This is a genomic window from Afifella aestuarii (assembly GCF_004023665.1).
Lineage (GTDB): Bacteria > Pseudomonadota > Alphaproteobacteria > Rhizobiales > Afifellaceae > Afifella > Afifella aestuarii.
Genome location: NZ_SAUF01000001.1, coordinates 1,567,579 through 1,584,862, shown reverse-complemented (window position 1 = coordinate 1,584,862; position 17,284 = coordinate 1,567,579). Strand labels below are relative to the sequence as shown.

The following is a 17,284-nucleotide window of genomic DNA, read 5'->3' as shown; positions in this document are numbered from 1 at the left end:
GGACGAAGGCAAGACGGGGCCCGGTGATGGAGTCTGGAACCGGCGACGGCCCAACGACCGCCCCCTCCCCGGATAGAACAAAGCGCCCCGAAAAAAAAGCGGCGTGCCTTCTCGGCATCGGTCGGCTCAGACCATGCGGATCGCAACCTTGCGGCGGCGTGAAAGGGGTTTGACGTCCAGGTGCGCGGAGAGCCGATCGGAGACTGCCTTTCCTTACCCCAGGCCGAAGATCTTCCCTTCAGCGACGTTCCCAACAGGCGAACCAACCACGCACGAAGCATAGCAATAAATACAATATCCGGCCCAACAAGACACTTCTCGGAGTCGGATTTATTTTATTCATCCTTTGACCGGAGCTTGAATAATCCTAAACTTCTCTCAGTGAACCTGTGCGCAGCAAGCGCGAACCATGACGCAGGGGGGCAGACATGGCAGCTACGGATGAACCCGCAACCGATGGCAACTCCGTCCTCGAACTTCTGCGACCGAAGGCGACGGGCGGTCTCGTCGTCTCCTTTGCCGAGCGCGCCGGCCGCGAGGAGGTGACCGCCCTGGAGAATGCCGTCGGCTCCGGTGTGCGTTCCGTCGGGCTGTCGGAGGCAGCCGAGATCAAAGCACTCGACGGCGAGCCTGCCCTTGTCTTCGAGGAGCTCGGTGTCGCCTTCGTCTCCGAGCGCTTCGGACTGGAGGCGACGAGCTCGATCCGGGCCAAGCTGATGGACACCGAATGCGTGCAGAGCGTGCGACCGGAATTCTATATGTTCGCAATCGAGAGCTTTGGGGACACGGCCGAAGCGACCTGGGGTGTTCGCGCGGTCGGTGCCCTCGACAGCCCGCAGAGGATCGAAGAGAGAGGCGAAGGTATCCGCCTCGCGGTCCTCGACACCGGCCTTGATCTGACGCATCCGGACTTTGCCGGCCGCAACATCGTCCAGCGGAGTTTCGTCCCGGGACAGGACGTGCAGGACGGCCATGGCCACGGCACGCATTGCGCCGGCACGGCTGCGGGTGGTCGGGCCGCACAGAGCCAGTTTCGCTATGGCCTTGCCTCCGATGCCGAACTCTATGTCGGCAAGGTGCTCAGCAATGCCGGTTCGGGACGCGAGCGCGACATCATCGCCGGCATGATCTGGGCCATTCAGCAGCGCTGCGCCGTCGTTTCCATGTCGCTCGGCCGTCCCGTCCAGCCCGGAGAAGAACCGGCCCCCGAATACGAGCGCATCGGCCGGCTGGCGCTTCAGCAGGGCTCGCTCCTCATCGCCGCGGCGGGCAATGAAAGTTCGCGCCGCTATGGCTTCATCGCACCTGTCGGCGCCCCGGCGAACGCGCCATCGATCATGGCCGTGGGAGCCGTCGACCAGTCGTTGGACGTGGCGGAATTCTCCAGCGGCGCCATCAACCCGGGTGGCGGCGAGGTCGACATCGCTGCCCCTGGCGTCGGCATCCTGTCCGCGGCTCCGCAGCCCGAGCTCTACAGGAAGATGCAGGGAACCAGCATGGCTTGCCCGCATGTGGCAGGCGTTGCGGCCCTATGGGCTGAGACAGCCCCGGAACTGCGCGGCAGAGCCTTGTGGGACAAGCTGACGGGGACAGCCCGCGGGCTCGACGCTCCGGCGCGCGACGTCGGTGCGGGCCTCGTTCAGGCGCCGCAGGGCCAAGCTGGCGTTTGAGCTGCCGCCGCCCTATGTTAGCGCGTAGCGAAAGACAAGTGGCGAGACGGCCATCTGATGCGAGGTCGCCATGGCGGACATTGCCTTGAAAGTCGTTGTCGACGAGGCGCATATCGGCAAGACCGATGTGGTGAGCCGGTCGGCCGTCAAGGCGGGCATGCGCGTGGAATCGATCGTCCCTGAGATCGGCGTCATCTACGGCTCGGGCGACGAGACGCTGCTGGCGAGCCTTGCCAAGGTCGAAGGCGTCCAGAAGGTGGACAAGGAAACGAGCTTCTGTCTGCCGCCATGCTCGGAGAAAGTGCCGCAATAGCAGCGACCCCTCGCCCCGCCGACAGCTCTCACACCGGCGGGCACCGTCCCCTTTCCGCCACCGTCACTTCACGATGGTGATTTTCTCCGCCGCGCGGGTGATCGCGGTGTAGAGCCAGCGCTCGCGCGTATCGGGAAAGGCAAAACTCTCGTCGAAGAGCACGAGCTCGTCCCATTGCGAGCCCTGCGCCTTGTGCACGGTCAGGACATAGCCGTAATCGAAATCGTCGAAACGCCGCTTCACAGCCCAGCCGGGATCGGAATCGGGATCTTCGAAAGCCGATTTCAAGACCTTGATCTTCGCCGTCGGCGAGCGCGGCACTTCATCGACTGCCTTCACCATCAATTGCAGGCCGGGGCCGCGCGGCGTGCCGACGGAGGCGACGTCCCACAGCGAGCCATTCAACAGACCCTTCTTCGGATCGTTCCTGAGACAGACGAGCCGGTCCCCCGCCTCCGGCAACGCGCCGTCAAAGCCTTTCAGCGTCCGCAGGCGATGATTGTAGAGGCGGCGCGTGCGGTTGCGCCCGACGAGCACCTGATCGGCCGACATGACGATGTCCTGATCGACATCGTTTTTGGAGATGACGCGGCTTTCGCCATAGGAGCCGTAATCGATGCGCTCGCCCTCGCGCACCCGCATCGCGAGATCGATGATCGGATTGTCACGCGCCTGGCGATGCACCTCGGTGAGGAGCATGTCCGGCTCCGCCTCGGTGAAGAAGCCGCCGCCTCCCTCGCCCGCCTTGACCGGCGGCAACTGCCCCGGATCGCCGAGCACCAGAATCGGCGTGCCGAAGGAGAGAAGATCGCGGCCGAGCGCCTCGTCGACCATGGAACATTCATCGATGACGACGAGCGCCGCCTGCGCCACCGGACTGCCGCGGTTCAACGAAAAGGTCGGCGAGATCTTCGTCTTGCCGCTCTCCTCGTCCTCGACCGTCTCTTCGCCGCGCGGCCGATAGATCAGCGAATGGATGGTGCGCGCATTCTCCGCGCCCTTGGCGCGCAGAACCTGCGCCGCCTTGCCGGTGAAGGCGCCGAACAGCACCTCACCATCGACGCCTTCGGCGAGATGCTGGGCGAGCGTCGTCTTGCCGGTGCCGGCATAGCCGAACAGCCGGTAAATCTGCTGGTCGGGCTTCTTCAGCCATTTCGAAACGGCCTTCAGCGCCTGTTCCTGCTGCGGGGAAAACTGCATCGTCCTTCGGGTATCGCGGCTCTCGGGGGATTCTGCCGCGGACACTCGCATGCCATCGGACAGAAAACGACCCCAACGGCGAGACGCTAGCCCGACATCAACAAGAACACAATAAGAACACGCAAGGCACGAGAGACCGGCGCCTCACTTCTCACGGACGCAACAGCCCTTGCCGGTCACCTCTCGCGGCGTCGCCGTCTGCGCCCCCTGCTTGAACGACACCATCACGGAAAAGTCCGTCTTCTCGCCGCTCGGTTCGGTGCAGCTCTGGCCGACGATGCTGGCGATGAGGTCGAGAGGCGCCTCCGTCGTCAGCTCGAAATCGTTCGGCGCGCCTTGCTCCACGCAGCCGTCGATCACCAGCGGGCTCTCCTGGTGGTCCGGATTCTCCGGATCGGAGAAGCGCACCACTTCGCGCCCCCCGGCGTCGATACCCGTCGTAAAACTCCAGAAAGGCTCCGCGCCGCGGCAGGTGAAAGCGATGTCGAGGCAGGGATCGCCCGCGAGCGCGGGAGCGGCAGCAACGATGCTGCCAGCCGCAACCGCGCCTGTGATCATGACCGACGAAAGGATCTTGCCGAAAGAACTGCGCATCTCATTCCCCCACAGCCACCGCCCCTGTCGGGCGCGCCGATCGCGGCAAGGGTGATGCCGAAGAAATCCGCTTTCAAGATGACACGTGCGTGCAGGATGACACTTAATTGCAGAGTGATATGACCGCACTCACTTCAGCATCGGCCAGAGCGAGGCGACGAGCGCGAGCCCCATGGCGATGTTGAACCATTTGATGCGGACGGGATGGTTGAGCCAATCTTTCAAGGCTGACCCGAAACCTGCCCAGATCGACGCCGAAGGAATGCCCACGAGGCAGAAGACGGAAACGACGATGGCGAGCGTCAGCGCATAATGGTCAGGGTCTGTGTACGCGGCCATGGCCGCGAGCCCCATCATCCAGGCCTTCGGATTGACCCATTGGAAGAGCGCCGCTTCGAGAAAGGTGAGAGGCCCCTGCCCGGCGCTCTCCTCGTGCAGCGCACGCGACATCGCGATCTTCCAGGCGAGATAGAGGAGGTAGGCACCGCCCACGACCTTGAGCAGCGTGTGGAGCGCGGGAAAGCGCTCCACCAGTGCGCCGACACCGAGCCCGACGGCCGTCAGAAGAATGGCAAAGCCGACGAGAACGCCGAGAAGATGCGGGAGCGTCCGGCGGAAGCCGAAATTCACGCCCGAGGCCAGAAGCATCAGGTTGTTCGGCCCCGGCGTCACCGAGGCAACGACGGCGAAGACGATGAGGGCGGAGACGACTTCCGTCGACATGGCGCAGATCCCGAGCAGATTTCAAAAGGTGCCCGGGGCCTTACGCCCGCGGGCAATATTAAGAGGATTCAGGTCCGCGCGACAGCGCGGCAAGCCCCGTGCGGCAGACTTCGATGAGGCCCATCGGCTGCATGATGGAGATGAATTGCTCCACTTTGGCGGACCGTCCCGTCATCTGGAAGACGAAATGCTCGCGGGTCGCATCGATCACCTCGGCCTTGAAGGCGTCGGCGAGGCGCAAAGCCTCCACCCGCATCTCGCCGTGACCGGCAACCTTCACCAGCGCCAGCTCGCGCTCCAGCGGCTTTTCCTGATTGCGCGCCACCGCCACGTCGGTGAGATCCGTCACCCGATGGACCGGCACGAGCCGGCCAAGCTGGTTCTTGATCTGCTCCAGAACGGTGACGCTGCCGCGCGTCACGATGGTAATGCGCGACAGGTGCTTCTCATGCTCCGTCTCCGAGACGGTGAGACTTTCGATATTGTAGCCACGCCCGGAGAAGAGCCCGATGACACGCGCCAGAACGCCCGGCTCGTTGTCGACGAGAACGGAAAGGGTATGCGCCTCCTCCGGGTCCTGGCGATCCTCGATGAAATAGGTCGAGGCCGGCGGCGTCATGGCGGCCTTGCCGGTCATGGTCGAGGAATCGTTCATTGTCCTTCGTATCCTTCATCGAACGGCGAAGGCACTTCTCGCGAAAGCACCTGCCGAATGGTATCCGCCTGGCGGTCCGCGGACGGGCCGCCGTCACCTCAAACCAGGGGCCTTTGAAGCTGGGCCCCTCCAACCAACACCATCAAACCAGCGCTTTGCCGCCGGCGAAAGCCTCTTCGGCCCCCTCAGATTCAGCTGGCAGGATCATCTCGTTGTGCGCCTTGCCGGATGGAATCATCGGGAAGCAATTTTCGAGATTGGCCACGCGACAGTCGAACAGGACGGGCCGGCGCACGGAAATCATCTCTTCGATCGCGTCGTCGAGCTCGTCAGGCTTGTCCGCGCGCAGCCCGACGCAGCCATAGGCCTCGGCGAGCTTCACGAAATCGGGCAGCGATTCATTGTACGAGTTCGACAGGCGATTGCCGTGCAGAAGCTGCTGCCACTGTCTCACCATGCCCATATAGCAATTGTTCAAGATGAAGATCTTGATCGGCAGGTCGTGCTGCACCGCCGTCGACATCTCCTGCATGGTCATCAGCACGGACGCATCGCCGGCGATATCGACGACGAGACTGTCGGGATGCGCGACCTGCACGCCGAGGGCGGCCGGCAGACCGTAGCCCATCGTGCCGAGCCCGCCGGAGGTCATCCAGCGATTGGGCGCGTCGAAGTGATAGAACTGCGCCGCCCACATCTGGTGCTGGCCGACCTCCGTCGTGATGTAGGTGTCGCGGTCCTTCGTCGCCTGATAGAGCCGCTCGATCGCATATTGCGGCATGATCACGTCACGGTTCGTCCGATAGGCCAGCGAACGCCGCCCCTTCCAGGTTTCGATCTGCGTCCACCAGGCCTTGAGATCGGGCTCGGGCGCACGCGCCGTCCACATGGCGAGCATGTCTTTCAGAACATGGGTGACATCGCCGATGATCGGCACGTCCACGCGGATGTTCTTGTTGACCGAGGACGGGTCGATATCGACATGGATCTTCTTCGAGCCGGGCGAGAAGGCGTCTGTGCGCCCGGTGATCCGGTCGTCGAAGCGCGCGCCGATGCACACCATCACGTCGCAATCGTGCATCGCCATATTAGCTTCGTAGGTGCCGTGCATGCCGAGCATGCCGAGCCAGTTTCGCCCCGATGCCGGATAGGCGCCGAGCCCCATCAGGGTTGAGGTGATGGGAAAGCCCGTCGCCGCCACCAGCTCACGCAAGAGCTGGCTCGCCTCCGGACCGGAATTGATGACGCCACCGCCCGTATAGAGGATCGGGCGCTTGGCATGCGCCATCAGTTCGACGGCATGCGCGATCGCGTTCTCGTCGCCCTTCATGCACGGCTCGTAGCCCTGATAGCTCGACCGTCCGGCCGGATCGGGCGTGTGATAAGTGCCGGTCGCAAACTGCACGTCCTTCGGGATGTCGACGACCACCGGGCCCGGACGGCCCGTCGTCGCGACATGAAAGGCATCATGCAGGACACGCGAGAGATCGTTCACATCGCGCACCAGCCAATTGTACTTGGTGCAAGGCCGCGTGATGCCGACAGTATCGCATTCCTGAAACCCGTCGGAGCCGATGAGATGGGTGGGGACCTGCGCGGTGATGCACACGAGCGGGATGGAATCCATCATCGCATCGGTCAGCGCCGTCACCATATTGGTCGCCCCCGGCCCGGAGGTCACCAGAACGACGCCGGGCTTGCCGGAGGAACGCGCATAGCCTTCCGCCGCATGGCCTGCGCCCTGCTCATGGCGAACGAGGATGTGCTGGATGTCCTCCTGCTGGAAGATCTCGTCGTAGATCGGTAGCGCAGCGCCGCCGGGGTAGCCGAAGATATGCTTGACCCCGTGGTCCTTCATCGCCTGCAGGACCATCTCCGCGCCGGTCATTTCCTTGCCCATCAATCCTCTCCGCCTGGCCGCTCGGGCTCACCGTTATCTCGTGTCTTGAGGCAATAAAAAAGGCCCCCGAAGGAGCCTTGGCACGCACCACCGTAATCGCGGCGACCTAGGAGGTCGCCCCGGTGGCGCGCAACATTACGATAAGCGACGAGATATACATGAAGCGGCTTCTAGGGTGATGCGACCGCAAGGTCAAGCGGAAGAATCTTATGCCACAGCCACGCCCGCCGGCGCCTCGTCCTCCCGGGCCGCGAGAAGCCCCGCCGCCGTGCGTCGGAAAACCTCAGGATCGACCGGCTTTCCAAGGCGCGGGCAATTCCGGAAGGTAGCCGGCCAGATGCGTTCTTCAGCGACATGTGCCGTGACGAACATAATCGGCACGCCCGCGGCCATCAGCGCTCGTGCCAGCGGGAAGACGTGCCCATCCGCAAGCTGCACGTCGAGAACCGCGGCATCGGGCCTCGTTTCCTCGGCGAGCCGCAGCCCTTCCGTCAGCTCCCCGACGGGTCCGAGAACCTCGTAGCCCGCGTCGCAAAGAGCGAATTCGAAATCGAGTGCCACCAGCGGCTGGTTCTCGGCGAGAAGAATACGAGCCTGTTGCACCATCATAACACCGGCGAGATTGCCTTTGCCTCCCTGCTGCGGTTAAGCATTAGGAAACAACGCAATTTGTCTCGCCCCTTCCCTGTCATCTTTCCTTGTCATTATTGCCAATGGCGCGATGCGTGATGAGTTCCGCCTCAGACAAGGATGAGGGATGGCAGGCTCGGATGAGCATCGACGGAACGATGGACGTAACCATGACGCCCGAGCGCCACTCCAAATGGCGCGCAGCACTCGGCCGAGCCCGCAACCGCATCATGCTCGCGCGTATGGCGCTTTTCGGCCTGCTGCTCTTGTCGGTGGGTGCGATTCTCTTTTTGACCGTACGGGCCGACCGCACCGATGACTGGGTCGAACATACCTTGCGGGTGCGCAGCGAGATCGAATCCCTTCTCGGCTCGTTGCGGGAGGCGGAAGGCGCCCAACGCGGCTATCTCCTCACCGGCGACCAGACATATCTGAACCCTTATCGGCCGGCCGTGGCGTTATTGCCGGATCAGGTCCAGAAACTGCACGATCTTCTCTCCGACAATCCGCCCCAGACGGCCCGTCTCGACGCCGCGAACACTCTTATCCGGCAGCGGCTCGACCAGATGGATGAGACGATCGAGCTTTTTGCGGCTGGTCAGCGGGATGCTGCCCGCGCCCAGGTGGAACAGCAGGGGCGCACCATCTCCAACGGCATCGCGCAGCAGCTGCGGGAGCTCGATGCGGAGGAAGTCCGCCATCTCGCTCAGCGACAGGCTCTGCAGCGGCGTAACCGCAATCTGCTCCTGCTCGCCATCACCGCCTCGCTGCTTGCGACCGCGGGGCTTGCCACCGCCATCCAGCGCGTCGAGCGCTTGCACATCGCCGAATTGAACCAGACCAACGCGTCGCTCGAAACGCGTGTGCGTGAACGAACGGCAGAGCTCGAAATCGAGCGCCAGCGCGCCGAAGCTTTGTTGAGCGACGTCAATCACCGCGTCGGCAACAACCTGTCGATGGTGTCCTCCATCCTCGCCTTGCAGGCCCGTCAAAGCGACAACGAGGAAGCCAAAGCGGTGCTCGACGGCGCACGCGAGCATATCGGTGCCATCGCCTCGGCACAGCGCCGCCTGCACCTTCTCGCCGGCCGCGACTGGGTTCGCCTCGACGGCTATCTGGAGCCGCTCGTGGAAGACCTCCAGGAATTGTCGGCGGGCAAGCCGATCACGCTGAAACTCGAGGCTGAACCGTTCCAATTGCCGAGCAAGGATGCCGTGTCGATCGGCATCATCGTCAACGAACTCGTCACCAATGCCATCAAATACGCGTTTCCCGATGGCGAGCGCGGCGAAATCCTCATTCGCTCCTATGCGGTCGAAGATCCGGCGAAGGGCTGCGTGATCGAAATCGTCGACAACGGCATCGGCTATGCGCTCGACGAGACCGAGGGGCCGGGCCTCGGTCGTGTAATCGTTTCCTCGATGTCACGCAGCCTCGGCGCCGAAACGGAGGCGACGCCGGCAGCGCCAGGAGAAGCGCGCCCAGGCGCAAAACATCGGCTGTTCGTTCCGCGGAAAGCCACACCGCCGGCGACAGCCTGAGCACCGGCTGCCACCAGAGGAGCGCCATCAGGCGTGGATTTCGCACCAGCCCTCGCCGCATTGGTGGCGCAGCCAGGTCAGCTGCCGTTTGGCATAGCGACGGCTTTCCGTTTTTCCCCGCTCGACCGCAGCCGTGAAAGCGATTTCGCCCCGCAGATAGGCGGAAAGCGGCCGCACGCCGATCGCCTTCATCGCCGGCAGATCGGCCGCAAGGTCGCGCGCCATCAACGCCTGGACTTCTTCAAGCGCACCTTCGTCGATCATCACGCCGAAGCGCCTGTCGATCGCCCGGTAGACCGCCTCGCGCTGCGGCAGCAGGATGAAGCGTTTCGCCTCGCTCACGAGCGCCGGCTCGCGCGTCTCGTTCTGCCAATCGATGAGCGAGCGTCCTGTCGATAGCTTCACTTCGACCGCCCGCACGGCCCTTTGGGTGTCGCCGGGCCTGACGGTCCCAGCCGCCCGCGGGTCGAGCGTCTCTAGCCACCGGAGCATGGCATCGCTGCCTTCCCGCTCGGCGCGCGCCCGCACCTCGTCGCGAATTTCGGGCGCAATCTCCGGAACCGGAGAAAGGCCTTCCGTCAGAGCCTTTAGATAAAGGCCGGTCCCGCCCACGAATATGGCGGTCGCTCCCTCCTCCTGCACGGCAGAGAGGACGTCACCGACATCCGACAGCCAGCGACCGACAGAATAGCGGTCCGCCGCATCGACATGTCCGAAAAGTCGATGCTCCAGATCGCCCATCTCGGACGCCTGCGGACGCGCCGTCAGCACCCGGAGATCTCGGTAAACCTGCATGGCATCGGCGTTGACGACCACGGCTCGGCGGCCCCGCGCGTGAAGCCCCTCGGCCAAATCGAGCGCAAGCTGTGTCTTGCCGCTCGCCGTAGGCCCCGCTATCAGCACGACCTCGCCTTCCGCCACATGTTCAGGATCAATTCTCATGCAGTCCGTCCTAACGCTGATCGGCTCGAAACGGAAAGCGCCTGTCACCGAGGAGCTGATCGTCGCAGTGACGGCCGAGCTCGGCCGGGCCGGCCTTGCGGCGGGCAACCCGAAATGGCTGTGTGAAGGCGAAGCCTGCGACCTGCCGTTTGCCGGCATGAGCGCATCGGCCCTCGCCGCGGCACGGCAGGTGATCGGCCCGGGCGCCATCGATGTGGCCGCCATGCCGGCGGCGAACCGGTGCAAGCGGCTTTTGATCGCCGACATGGATTCCACGCTCATCGACCAGGAATGCATCGACGAGTTGGCGGCCGAGGCGGGCATTGGAGAACATGTGGCCGAGATCACGGCCCGCGCGATGGCCGGCGAACTCGCTTTCGAGCCGGCACTCAAAGAGCGGGTCGGCCTTCTCAAAAATCTTCCGGTCGACGTGGCAGACCGCGTTCTGGCGGAACGCATCACTTTGAAGACAGGCGGGCGGACGCTGGTCGCCACCATGCGCGCCGCGGGCGCTCACACCGTTCTGGTCTCCGGCGGCTTCACCATTTTTGCCGAGAAAATCGCCAAAATGCTCGGCATCCAAGAATTCCACGCCAACCGCCTCCTCCACGAAGACGGCCGTTTCACCGGCAAGGTCGCCGAACCGATCCTCGGCCGCAACGCCAAGGTCGAAACGCTGAAGGCGACCCTCGCCCGTCACGACCTCGCGGCAGGGGATGTCATCGCCGTCGGTGACGGAGCCAATGATGTCGGAATGATCGCGCTCGCAGGTCTGGGCGTCGCCCTCCACGGCAAGCCGGCCCTGGTGCGCGAAGCGGATGCCGACATTCGCCATGGCGACCTCACCGCCCTTCTTTATCTCCAGGGCTATACGCGTGAGGAATTCCATGAGGCAGAGGCGGGTGAGGCATGACCAGACTTGAAACAGAACGCCTGATCCTGCGCCCCTGGCAAGAGAGCGACCGCGATTTCTGGGCCGATCTCAACGCCGACCCGGAGGTGATGCGCTTCTTCGAGACGACCCGCAGCCGGGCGGAATCGGACGCCATCTTCGAGAACCTGAAGGGCCATTTTTTGGTCCATACCTTCGGCTTCTGGGTGCTGGAGCGGAAGACGGACGGAGAGCCGGTCGGCTTCGCGGGGCTGCAGCACACGGATTTCGAGGCGCCTTTCACGCCCGCCGTGGAAGTGGGCTGGCGGCTGAAACGCGCCGAATGGGGCAAGGGCTATGCCACGGAAGCGGCGACCGAAAGCCTCGCCTATGCCTTCGGTCCGCTTGCCCTCAACGAGGTGATCTCTTTCACCGTCCCGGCCAATGTCAAATCGCGCCGCGTCATGGAGCGGATCGGCATGTTGCGCGACCGCGCCAAGGATTTCGACCACCCGCTTTTGCGCGAGAACTCCGCTCTGCGGCCGCACGTGGCCTATTCGATCACGCGCGACGCGTGGGAGGCTCGGCAGCGCCAGAGAGCCTGAGATTATTGCTCAGGGCTCTCCTCGGCCGGGGTATCTTCTGACGGCTGATCGTCGAGCCGGATCGCCACGAAACGCAGGTCGCCGTCTGGACTGGCGATCAGAAAGAGAGCCGACTGCCGGTCCTGAGCCCGCAGCCGCTCGATGCGCGCCGTAACGTCTTCGGGCTCGGTGACGGCCTCCTGGCTCACTTCGACGATGACGTCTCCGGCTGCGATCTGGTTTTCCTCCGCGACACTCCCGGGCTCCACCGCAGAGATGAGAACCCCTTCGATATCGTCGGCAATCCCGTATTCGCTCCGCGCGTCGTCGCTCAAAACCTCGAGCGTCAGGCCGAGCGTCTGGACCGCTTCGTCGGTGTCCATATCGGAGCCGGGCGTGTCGTCACCGGAAAGCGTCGAAACCGTCTGCTCTTCCTCGAGCCGGCCCAGGCGCGCGGTGACCGTCAGTTTCTCGCCCTTGCGCAGAAGCGTGACCTCAACGTCCTTGCCGACCGGCGTATCGGCCACGATGCCCGGCAATTCGCGCATCGACGCAACCTGACGTCCGTCGAAATTGATGATGACGTCGCCGGGCTGAATGCCCGCTTCCGCCGCCGGCCCGCCATCGGTCACGCCGGCGATCAGCGCACCTTCGGCCTTGTCCATGCCGAGGCTTTCGGCGATTTCGTCCGTGACTTCCTGGATCCGCACGCCGAGCCAGCCGCGGCGCGTTTCGCCGAATTCGCGAAGCTGCTCGATGACCGGCATGGCGATTTCGGCCGGAACGGCAAATCCGATGCCGATCGATCCGCCGGTCGGCGAAATGATCGCCGTGTTGATGCCGACGACCTTGCCGTCGAGGTTGAACAGGGGACCGCCCGAATTGCCGCGGTTGATCGAGGCATCGGTCTGAATGAATTTGTCGTATGGCCCTGAATTGATGTCGCGTTCGAGCGCCGAGACGATACCCACCGTGACGGTGCCGCCGAATCCAAACGGATTGCCGATCGCCATCACCCAATCACCGATGCGCAGATGCTCCGAATCGCCGAATTCGACCGCCTTGAGCGGATGCGGCGGGTTCACCTTGAGAAGCGCGAGATCGGTCTTGGTGTCACGTCCGACGACCTCGGCTTCGAGCTTCGTGCCGTCGGCGAAGTTCGCGACGATCTCGTCGGCGTCGGCGATGACGTGGTTGTTGGTGACGATGAGCCCCGAGGAATCCAGCACGAAGCCGGAGCCCAAAGACTGCACCCGTCGCGAGGGCTGCTCGCCCTCGCTCTGATTGCGATTGAAGAAATCTTCGAAGAACTCCTGGAAGGGTGAGCCTTCGGGGACCTCCGGAACCGGAATGCCGCGTGAGGCGCGCACCCGTTGCGAAGTCGATATGTTGACGACGGAATCGAGGAGGCTTTCCGCCAGATCGGCAAAACTCTCCGGCACGGGTCGGGCGGCGGCGAGGCTGGCTGTCAGCGTCACCATCGCCGCAAGGACAAGGCCGATGCCGGTCCGCGCGACCATGCTGACCGAATTGCGCTCACCCATCAAACAACCTCCTCAAGCCGACGTTATGCCCCCGCCTCGCTTGCTCAACCTCGAGCCAACCAGACGAGGGCAACTCCGAAACCCGCCGAAACCAGGCCGACGGTTCTGAGCATGTCGCTCGGACTAGCCACCGCCTGTTCGGCCACTCGCTTCATGAAGTCAGGAAATAGCGCGTATAACGCACCTTCCAGGGCAAGAACGAGGCCGAAGGCGGCGAACAGGTCGCTCATTGCGGGATGGCGGTCGGCGTCGGTTCGCCCGTCGGCACACCCGGCTCGCCGGCGTCGCCATTGGAATCAGGGCTGGCGGGGCTCGTCCCGTCGGTGCCGGACGTACCGTCGGACGGAGACGAAGACGCCCCATCCGCGGCACCCGCAGACGCGCCCGAAGGCGAGGTGTTGCTCCCCTCGCCTTCGCTCTGGGCACCGCTCTCGTCATCAGCCGAGGCAGCCCCCGAATCCTGAGGCCCGTCCGTTCCGGTCGCATCCGCCCCGCCGGCCCCATTCGGGGTGGCGGCGGGTTGCGCCGGTCCAGGCTGGGGTGCGGGCAATGAACCGCTCGGCACCGCATCCTGGAAATAGCGGAAGAACTCCGAATCCGGCTTCAAGAGCATCGTCGTGCCGGTGCCCTGGATCGCGTTCTGGTAGGCCCTCATCGAGCGATAGAACTCGAAGAAGTTTTCGTCCTGACCATAGGCGTTCGCGAAGATTGAGTTGCGCTGCGCTTCGCCCTCACCGCGGAGGATATCGGCATCGCGGCTCGCCTCGGCGACCGTCACCTGCGCCTCGCGATCGGCCTCGGCCCTGATGCGGGCCGCCTGCTCCGTACCGCGAGCGCGAAGCTCCGCCGCCTCTGCGAGACGTTCCGCCTTCATCCGATCGAAGGTCTGCTGCGACACCTCGGGAAGAAGATCGGTCCGCTTGATGCGCACGTCGACGATTTCGATACCGAGATCGACGGCAAGCGGGCGGAGCTGATCACGTACTTCCACCATCATCGCGACGCGTTCTGCCGACAGGGCAGCCTCGAAGGAGCGCTGACCGTAGACCCGCCGCAGAGAGGCATCGAGCCTTGTCTGCAGGTTCTGCTGGGCGACTTCGAGCGAACCCGAAACGTTTTCCCGGAATTTGCGCGGATCGACGATCTTGTAGGCGAGGAACGCATCGACGAGATAGCGCCGGCCATCGCGCACCTGCACGCGGATGTTTTCGAGATCGAACGACAGGAGCCGATCCTCGATGATCTGCACCGTCTCCACGAAATTGGTCGGGATCTTGAAGTAGAGCCCGGGCTCCTTGATCACCCGGTTGATCTCACCGAAACGCAGGACCAGGGCCTGCTGCCGCTCGTTGACGACGAAGATGGAGGAATAGACCAGAATCAGGATCAAGATCGCTGCGACGAGGAGAATCCACAAACGCCTCATTGATTGCTCCCCTGCTGGCTCGTGCGCGAGCTGCTTGAATTGGACGATGAGGATCTACGCGCATTGCTGGCCGGCAGATCGTTCAGCGGCAGATAAGGCACGACACCCGAGCCGTTTCCGTCCGTTTCCATGATGACCTTGTTGGAGTCCCGCAGCACGCCCTCCAGCGTTTCCAGATAGATGCGCTTGCGCGTCACCTCCGGCGCGAGCCGGTATTCGTTGAAGACGGAGATGAAGCGTTGAGCCTCACCCTGAGCTTCGGCGATCGTCGATTCCTTGAAGGCGCGGCCGGCCTCGCGGGTTTTCGACGCCTCACCCCGCGCTTCACCGAGCCGCTTGTTCGCGTATTGCTCGGCCTCGCGCTGGTAGCGATCGAGATCCTGCTGGGCACGCTGCACTTCTTCGAAGGCATCCGCGACCTCAGACGGAGGATCGGCGCGTTCGAGCTGAACACCCACAATGGTGATGCCGGCGCCGTAATTGTCGAGCGTGCCCTGCAAAAGGGCGCGGACCTGATCCTCGACTTCCGCGCGACGTTCCGTGCGCACCTCTTCGGCGCGCGAGCGGCCGACATATTCGCGCATGGCGCTCTCGGCGACGCGGCGTACGAAGCCCTCGGGATCGGCGACGTTGAAGAGGAAATCCTTGGGGCTGCTCACCCGCCAGATCACGGTGAAAACCACGTCGACGATGTTCTGATCGCCCGACAGCATGAGGCTGTTGGGGTCGTTGTTGCGCGCAGAACTCGTGCCGATCGTCTCGCGGCGCTGCCGGATGGTGACGATTTCCACGGTCTCGAACGGCCACAGATGGAAATGCAGGCCCGGTTCCTCGACCTGCGGCTTCGGCTTGCCGAACACCAATTCCTGACCAAGCTCGTCCGGCTGTACCGTGTAGATCGCGTTGGTCAGCCAGATGGCGACCAGTATGATCGCAACGACCGCTGCGATCGCAAGATTGCCGCGGCCGCCATTCGGAAACATGCCGCGCAGCTTGTCCTGGCCGCGTCGAATGAGATCTTCAAGATCCGGCTGCTGTGGGCCGGACGGCTGCGGCCCGGACCCCCAAGGTCCGCCACGGTTGCCACCGCCGGGATTACCCCACGGGCCACCACCGTTATTGTTGTTACTCCAGGGCATTTAGCCTCCTCGTTTGACCCCATCCGCGCCTTGCGCGCGGTTATAGGCGAGCCCTGCCCGCCCATCAACGCCCGCCCGTCTGCGGATGCGAACCGCCAGTCCGCTGGCCACCGTCATGCTGCTAGGGCGATCGCCGAAACCGATTTGCCATAAAGAGATGCGGGTGCCGCGGGCCACATGGGATAGCGGGAAAGCCAACGCAAGCGTCGCCGAGGCGATTGCATCATCTGCGTTCCAACAGCCGGTAGACGGCTTCGGCCGTGTCGCCCTCATGCGTGGGCAGCCGATCGCAGGAAATCTCCTGCCACTCGGTGCGCTCAAAAGGCGGAAACGCAACGTCTCCCTCGGGTTCTGCCGCAATTTCCGTCCAGTGGAGCAGAGAAGCGTGCGGAAGCGCCGCGGCAAAGATCCCGGCCCCGCCGATCACGCAGATTTCATCGGCGTTGAGCCGTTCCGCCGCATCTCGGGCGAGCGCAAGCGCGTCCTCGAAGGAGCGCGCCGTCGTCGCGCCCGGCGCCTCATAACCTTCCTGGCGGGTGACGACGAGGTTGCTGCGGCCCGGCAGCGGCCCCTTCAGGCTCTCCCAGGTCCGCCGCCCCATGATGATGGGCTTGCCCACGGTGACGGCGCGAAAACGCTTCATGTCGCCACGCACGCGCCAGGGCAGCCCGCCATCTCGTCCGATGATGCCGTTGCGCGCCACCGCAACGACGAGAGAGATTTTGGGCGCCGTCACACTGCCACCTTCGCCGCGATATGCGGATGAGGATCGTATCCCTCCAGGTGAAAATCGTCGTAGGTGAAATCGAAGATCGAGCCGACGGCGGGATTGAGGTCCATGCGCGGCAGCGACCGCGGCGTGCGCGACAGCTGCAGCGTCGCCTGCTCCACATGGTTGGCGTAGAGATGCGCGTCGCCAAAGGTGTGGATGAAGTCGCCAGGCTCGAGCCCCGTCACCTGCGCCATCATCAAGGTGAGAAGCGCATAGGAGGCGATGTTGAAGGGCACGCCCAGAAACACGTCGGCCGAGCGCTGATAGAGCTGACAGGAAAGTTTCCCGTCGGCGACGTAGAACTGGAACAGGCAATGACAGGGCGGCAACGCCATCTGATCGACATCGGCGGGGTTCCAGGCGGTGACGATCATCCGGCGTGAATCAGGATTCGAACGAATCGTCTCAACCACTTGAGAAATCTGGTCGATCTGCCGCCCGTCGGGGGTCGCCCAGGAGCGCCATTGCCGGCCATAGACCGGTCCGAGATCGCCGTTCTCGTCGGCCCATTCGTTCCAGATCCGCACGCCGTTGTCATTCAGATAGCGGATGTTGGTGTCGCCGGCGAGGAACCACAGAAGTTCGTGGATGATCGATTTCAGATGCAGCTTCTTCGTCGTGAGCAACGGAAAGCCGTCCGCGAGGTCGAAGCGCATTTGGTGGCCGAAGACGGAGCGCGTGCCGGTTCCGGTGCGGTCGCCCTTGACGCTGCCCTCATCGAGCACGCGCCGGAGGAGATCGAGATATTGCTGCATCGAGATTACCTAGCGCGATTCTGAG

The 17,284-nt window shown here is 63.8% G+C and carries 18 protein-coding genes; 5 read left to right on the top strand and 13 right to left on the bottom strand.

All coding sequences use genetic code 11. The features are described 5' to 3' along the window. Positions 1 to 428 precede the first annotated feature (428 nt). On the top strand, positions 429 to 1,670 hold the full coding sequence (locus EO094_RS07400) for a S8 family serine peptidase (protein WP_128291579.1): 1,242 nt from the start codon (positions 429 to 431) through the stop codon (positions 1,668 to 1,670). Between the two features lie 70 nt (positions 1,671 to 1,740). Next, positions 1,741 to 1,983, top strand: a complete 243-nt coding sequence (locus tag EO094_RS07395) for a hypothetical protein (protein WP_128291578.1) — start codon at positions 1,741 to 1,743, stop codon at positions 1,981 to 1,983. Positions 1,984 to 2,046: 63 nt separating this feature from the next. Here the strand turns inward: EO094_RS07395 and EO094_RS07390 are convergent, their stop codons facing one another. From EO094_RS07390 to EO094_RS07365, 6 genes are all read right to left on the bottom strand, one after another. Next, positions 2,047 to 3,234, bottom strand: a complete 1,188-nt coding sequence (locus EO094_RS07390) for an ATP-dependent DNA helicase (protein ID WP_425455849.1) — start codon at positions 3,232 to 3,234, stop codon at positions 2,047 to 2,049. 93 nt (positions 3,235 to 3,327) lie between these two features. Next, the gene (locus EO094_RS07385; RefSeq protein ID WP_128291576.1) at positions 3,328 to 3,777 is read right to left on the bottom strand and encodes a hypothetical protein; all 450 of its coding nucleotides are present in this window, start codon (positions 3,775 to 3,777) and stop codon (positions 3,328 to 3,330) included. A gap of 129 nt (positions 3,778 to 3,906) precedes the next feature. Next, the gene (locus EO094_RS07380; RefSeq protein WP_128291575.1) at positions 3,907 to 4,500 is read right to left on the bottom strand and encodes a LysE family translocator; all 594 of its coding nucleotides are present in this window, start codon (positions 4,498 to 4,500) and stop codon (positions 3,907 to 3,909) included. A 58-nt stretch (positions 4,501 to 4,558) separates the two neighbouring features. Continuing rightward, positions 4,559 to 5,119 (bottom strand): acetolactate synthase small subunit, encoded by a 561-nt coding sequence (gene ilvN / locus EO094_RS07375; RefSeq protein ID WP_092811391.1) that lies wholly within the window; start codon positions 5,117 to 5,119, stop codon positions 4,559 to 4,561. Between the two features lie 178 nt (positions 5,120 to 5,297). Next, a complete protein-coding gene (locus EO094_RS07370; RefSeq protein ID WP_128291574.1) occupies positions 5,298 to 7,055 on the bottom strand; it encodes an acetolactate synthase 3 large subunit in 1,758 nt (585 codons plus the stop codon). Positions 7,056 to 7,262: 207 nt separating this feature from the next. After that, the gene (locus EO094_RS07365) at positions 7,263 to 7,664 is read right to left on the bottom strand and encodes a response regulator (RefSeq protein WP_128291573.1); all 402 of its coding nucleotides are present in this window, start codon (positions 7,662 to 7,664) and stop codon (positions 7,263 to 7,265) included. Positions 7,665 to 7,825: 161 nt separating this feature from the next. Between EO094_RS07365 and EO094_RS07360 the strand changes: the two genes are divergently transcribed. Beyond that, the gene (locus EO094_RS07360) at positions 7,826 to 9,226 is read left to right on the top strand and encodes a sensor histidine kinase (RefSeq protein WP_164879579.1); all 1,401 of its coding nucleotides are present in this window, start codon (positions 7,826 to 7,828) and stop codon (positions 9,224 to 9,226) included. A 27-nt stretch (positions 9,227 to 9,253) separates the two neighbouring features. Here the strand turns inward: EO094_RS07360 and miaA are convergent, their stop codons facing one another. Further along, entirely contained in the window at positions 9,254 to 10,168 is a 915-nt protein-coding gene (gene miaA, locus EO094_RS07355) for a tRNA (adenosine(37)-N6)-dimethylallyltransferase MiaA (RefSeq protein ID WP_128291571.1), read from the bottom strand. Here miaA and serB point away from each other — a divergent pair. Both serB and EO094_RS07345 read left to right on the top strand, forming a co-directional pair. Beyond that, positions 10,167 to 11,081, top strand: a complete 915-nt coding sequence (serB, locus tag EO094_RS07350; RefSeq protein ID WP_128291570.1) for a phosphoserine phosphatase SerB — start codon at positions 10,167 to 10,169, stop codon at positions 11,079 to 11,081. The genes miaA and serB overlap by 2 nt on opposite strands. Then, positions 11,078 to 11,644, top strand: coding sequence for a GNAT family N-acetyltransferase (locus tag EO094_RS07345; protein ID WP_128291569.1), 567 nt, complete (start codon positions 11,078 to 11,080; stop codon positions 11,642 to 11,644). Before serB ends, EO094_RS07345 begins: the two co-directional genes overlap by 4 nt. A gap of 2 nt (positions 11,645 to 11,646) precedes the next feature. Here the strand turns inward: EO094_RS07345 and EO094_RS07340 are convergent, their stop codons facing one another. The 6 genes from EO094_RS07340 to EO094_RS07315 form a co-directional block, all read right to left on the bottom strand. Further along, the gene (locus EO094_RS07340; RefSeq protein ID WP_128291568.1) at positions 11,647 to 13,167 is read right to left on the bottom strand and encodes a DegQ family serine endoprotease; all 1,521 of its coding nucleotides are present in this window, start codon (positions 13,165 to 13,167) and stop codon (positions 11,647 to 11,649) included. A gap of 44 nt (positions 13,168 to 13,211) precedes the next feature. After that, on the bottom strand, positions 13,212 to 13,397 hold the full coding sequence (locus EO094_RS07335) for a DUF2065 domain-containing protein (RefSeq protein ID WP_092811084.1): 186 nt from the start codon (positions 13,395 to 13,397) through the stop codon (positions 13,212 to 13,214). Next, the gene (hflC, locus tag EO094_RS07330) at positions 13,394 to 14,593 is read right to left on the bottom strand and encodes a protease modulator HflC (RefSeq protein ID WP_128291567.1); all 1,200 of its coding nucleotides are present in this window, start codon (positions 14,591 to 14,593) and stop codon (positions 13,394 to 13,396) included. Before hflC ends, EO094_RS07335 begins: the two co-directional genes overlap by 4 nt. Next, on the bottom strand, positions 14,590 to 15,732 hold the full coding sequence (gene hflK / locus EO094_RS07325; RefSeq protein WP_128291566.1) for an FtsH protease activity modulator HflK: 1,143 nt from the start codon (positions 15,730 to 15,732) through the stop codon (positions 14,590 to 14,592). The genes hflC and hflK overlap by 4 nt, the downstream gene beginning before the upstream one ends. Before the next feature lie 223 nt (positions 15,733 to 15,955). Further along, a complete protein-coding gene (locus tag EO094_RS07320; protein WP_128291565.1) occupies positions 15,956 to 16,468 on the bottom strand; it encodes a dihydrofolate reductase in 513 nt (170 codons plus the stop codon). Continuing rightward, a complete protein-coding gene (locus EO094_RS07315) occupies positions 16,465 to 17,259 on the bottom strand; it encodes a thymidylate synthase (RefSeq protein ID WP_128291564.1) in 795 nt (264 codons plus the stop codon). The genes EO094_RS07320 and EO094_RS07315 overlap by 4 nt, the downstream gene beginning before the upstream one ends. Positions 17,260 to 17,284: the final 25 nt, after the last annotated feature.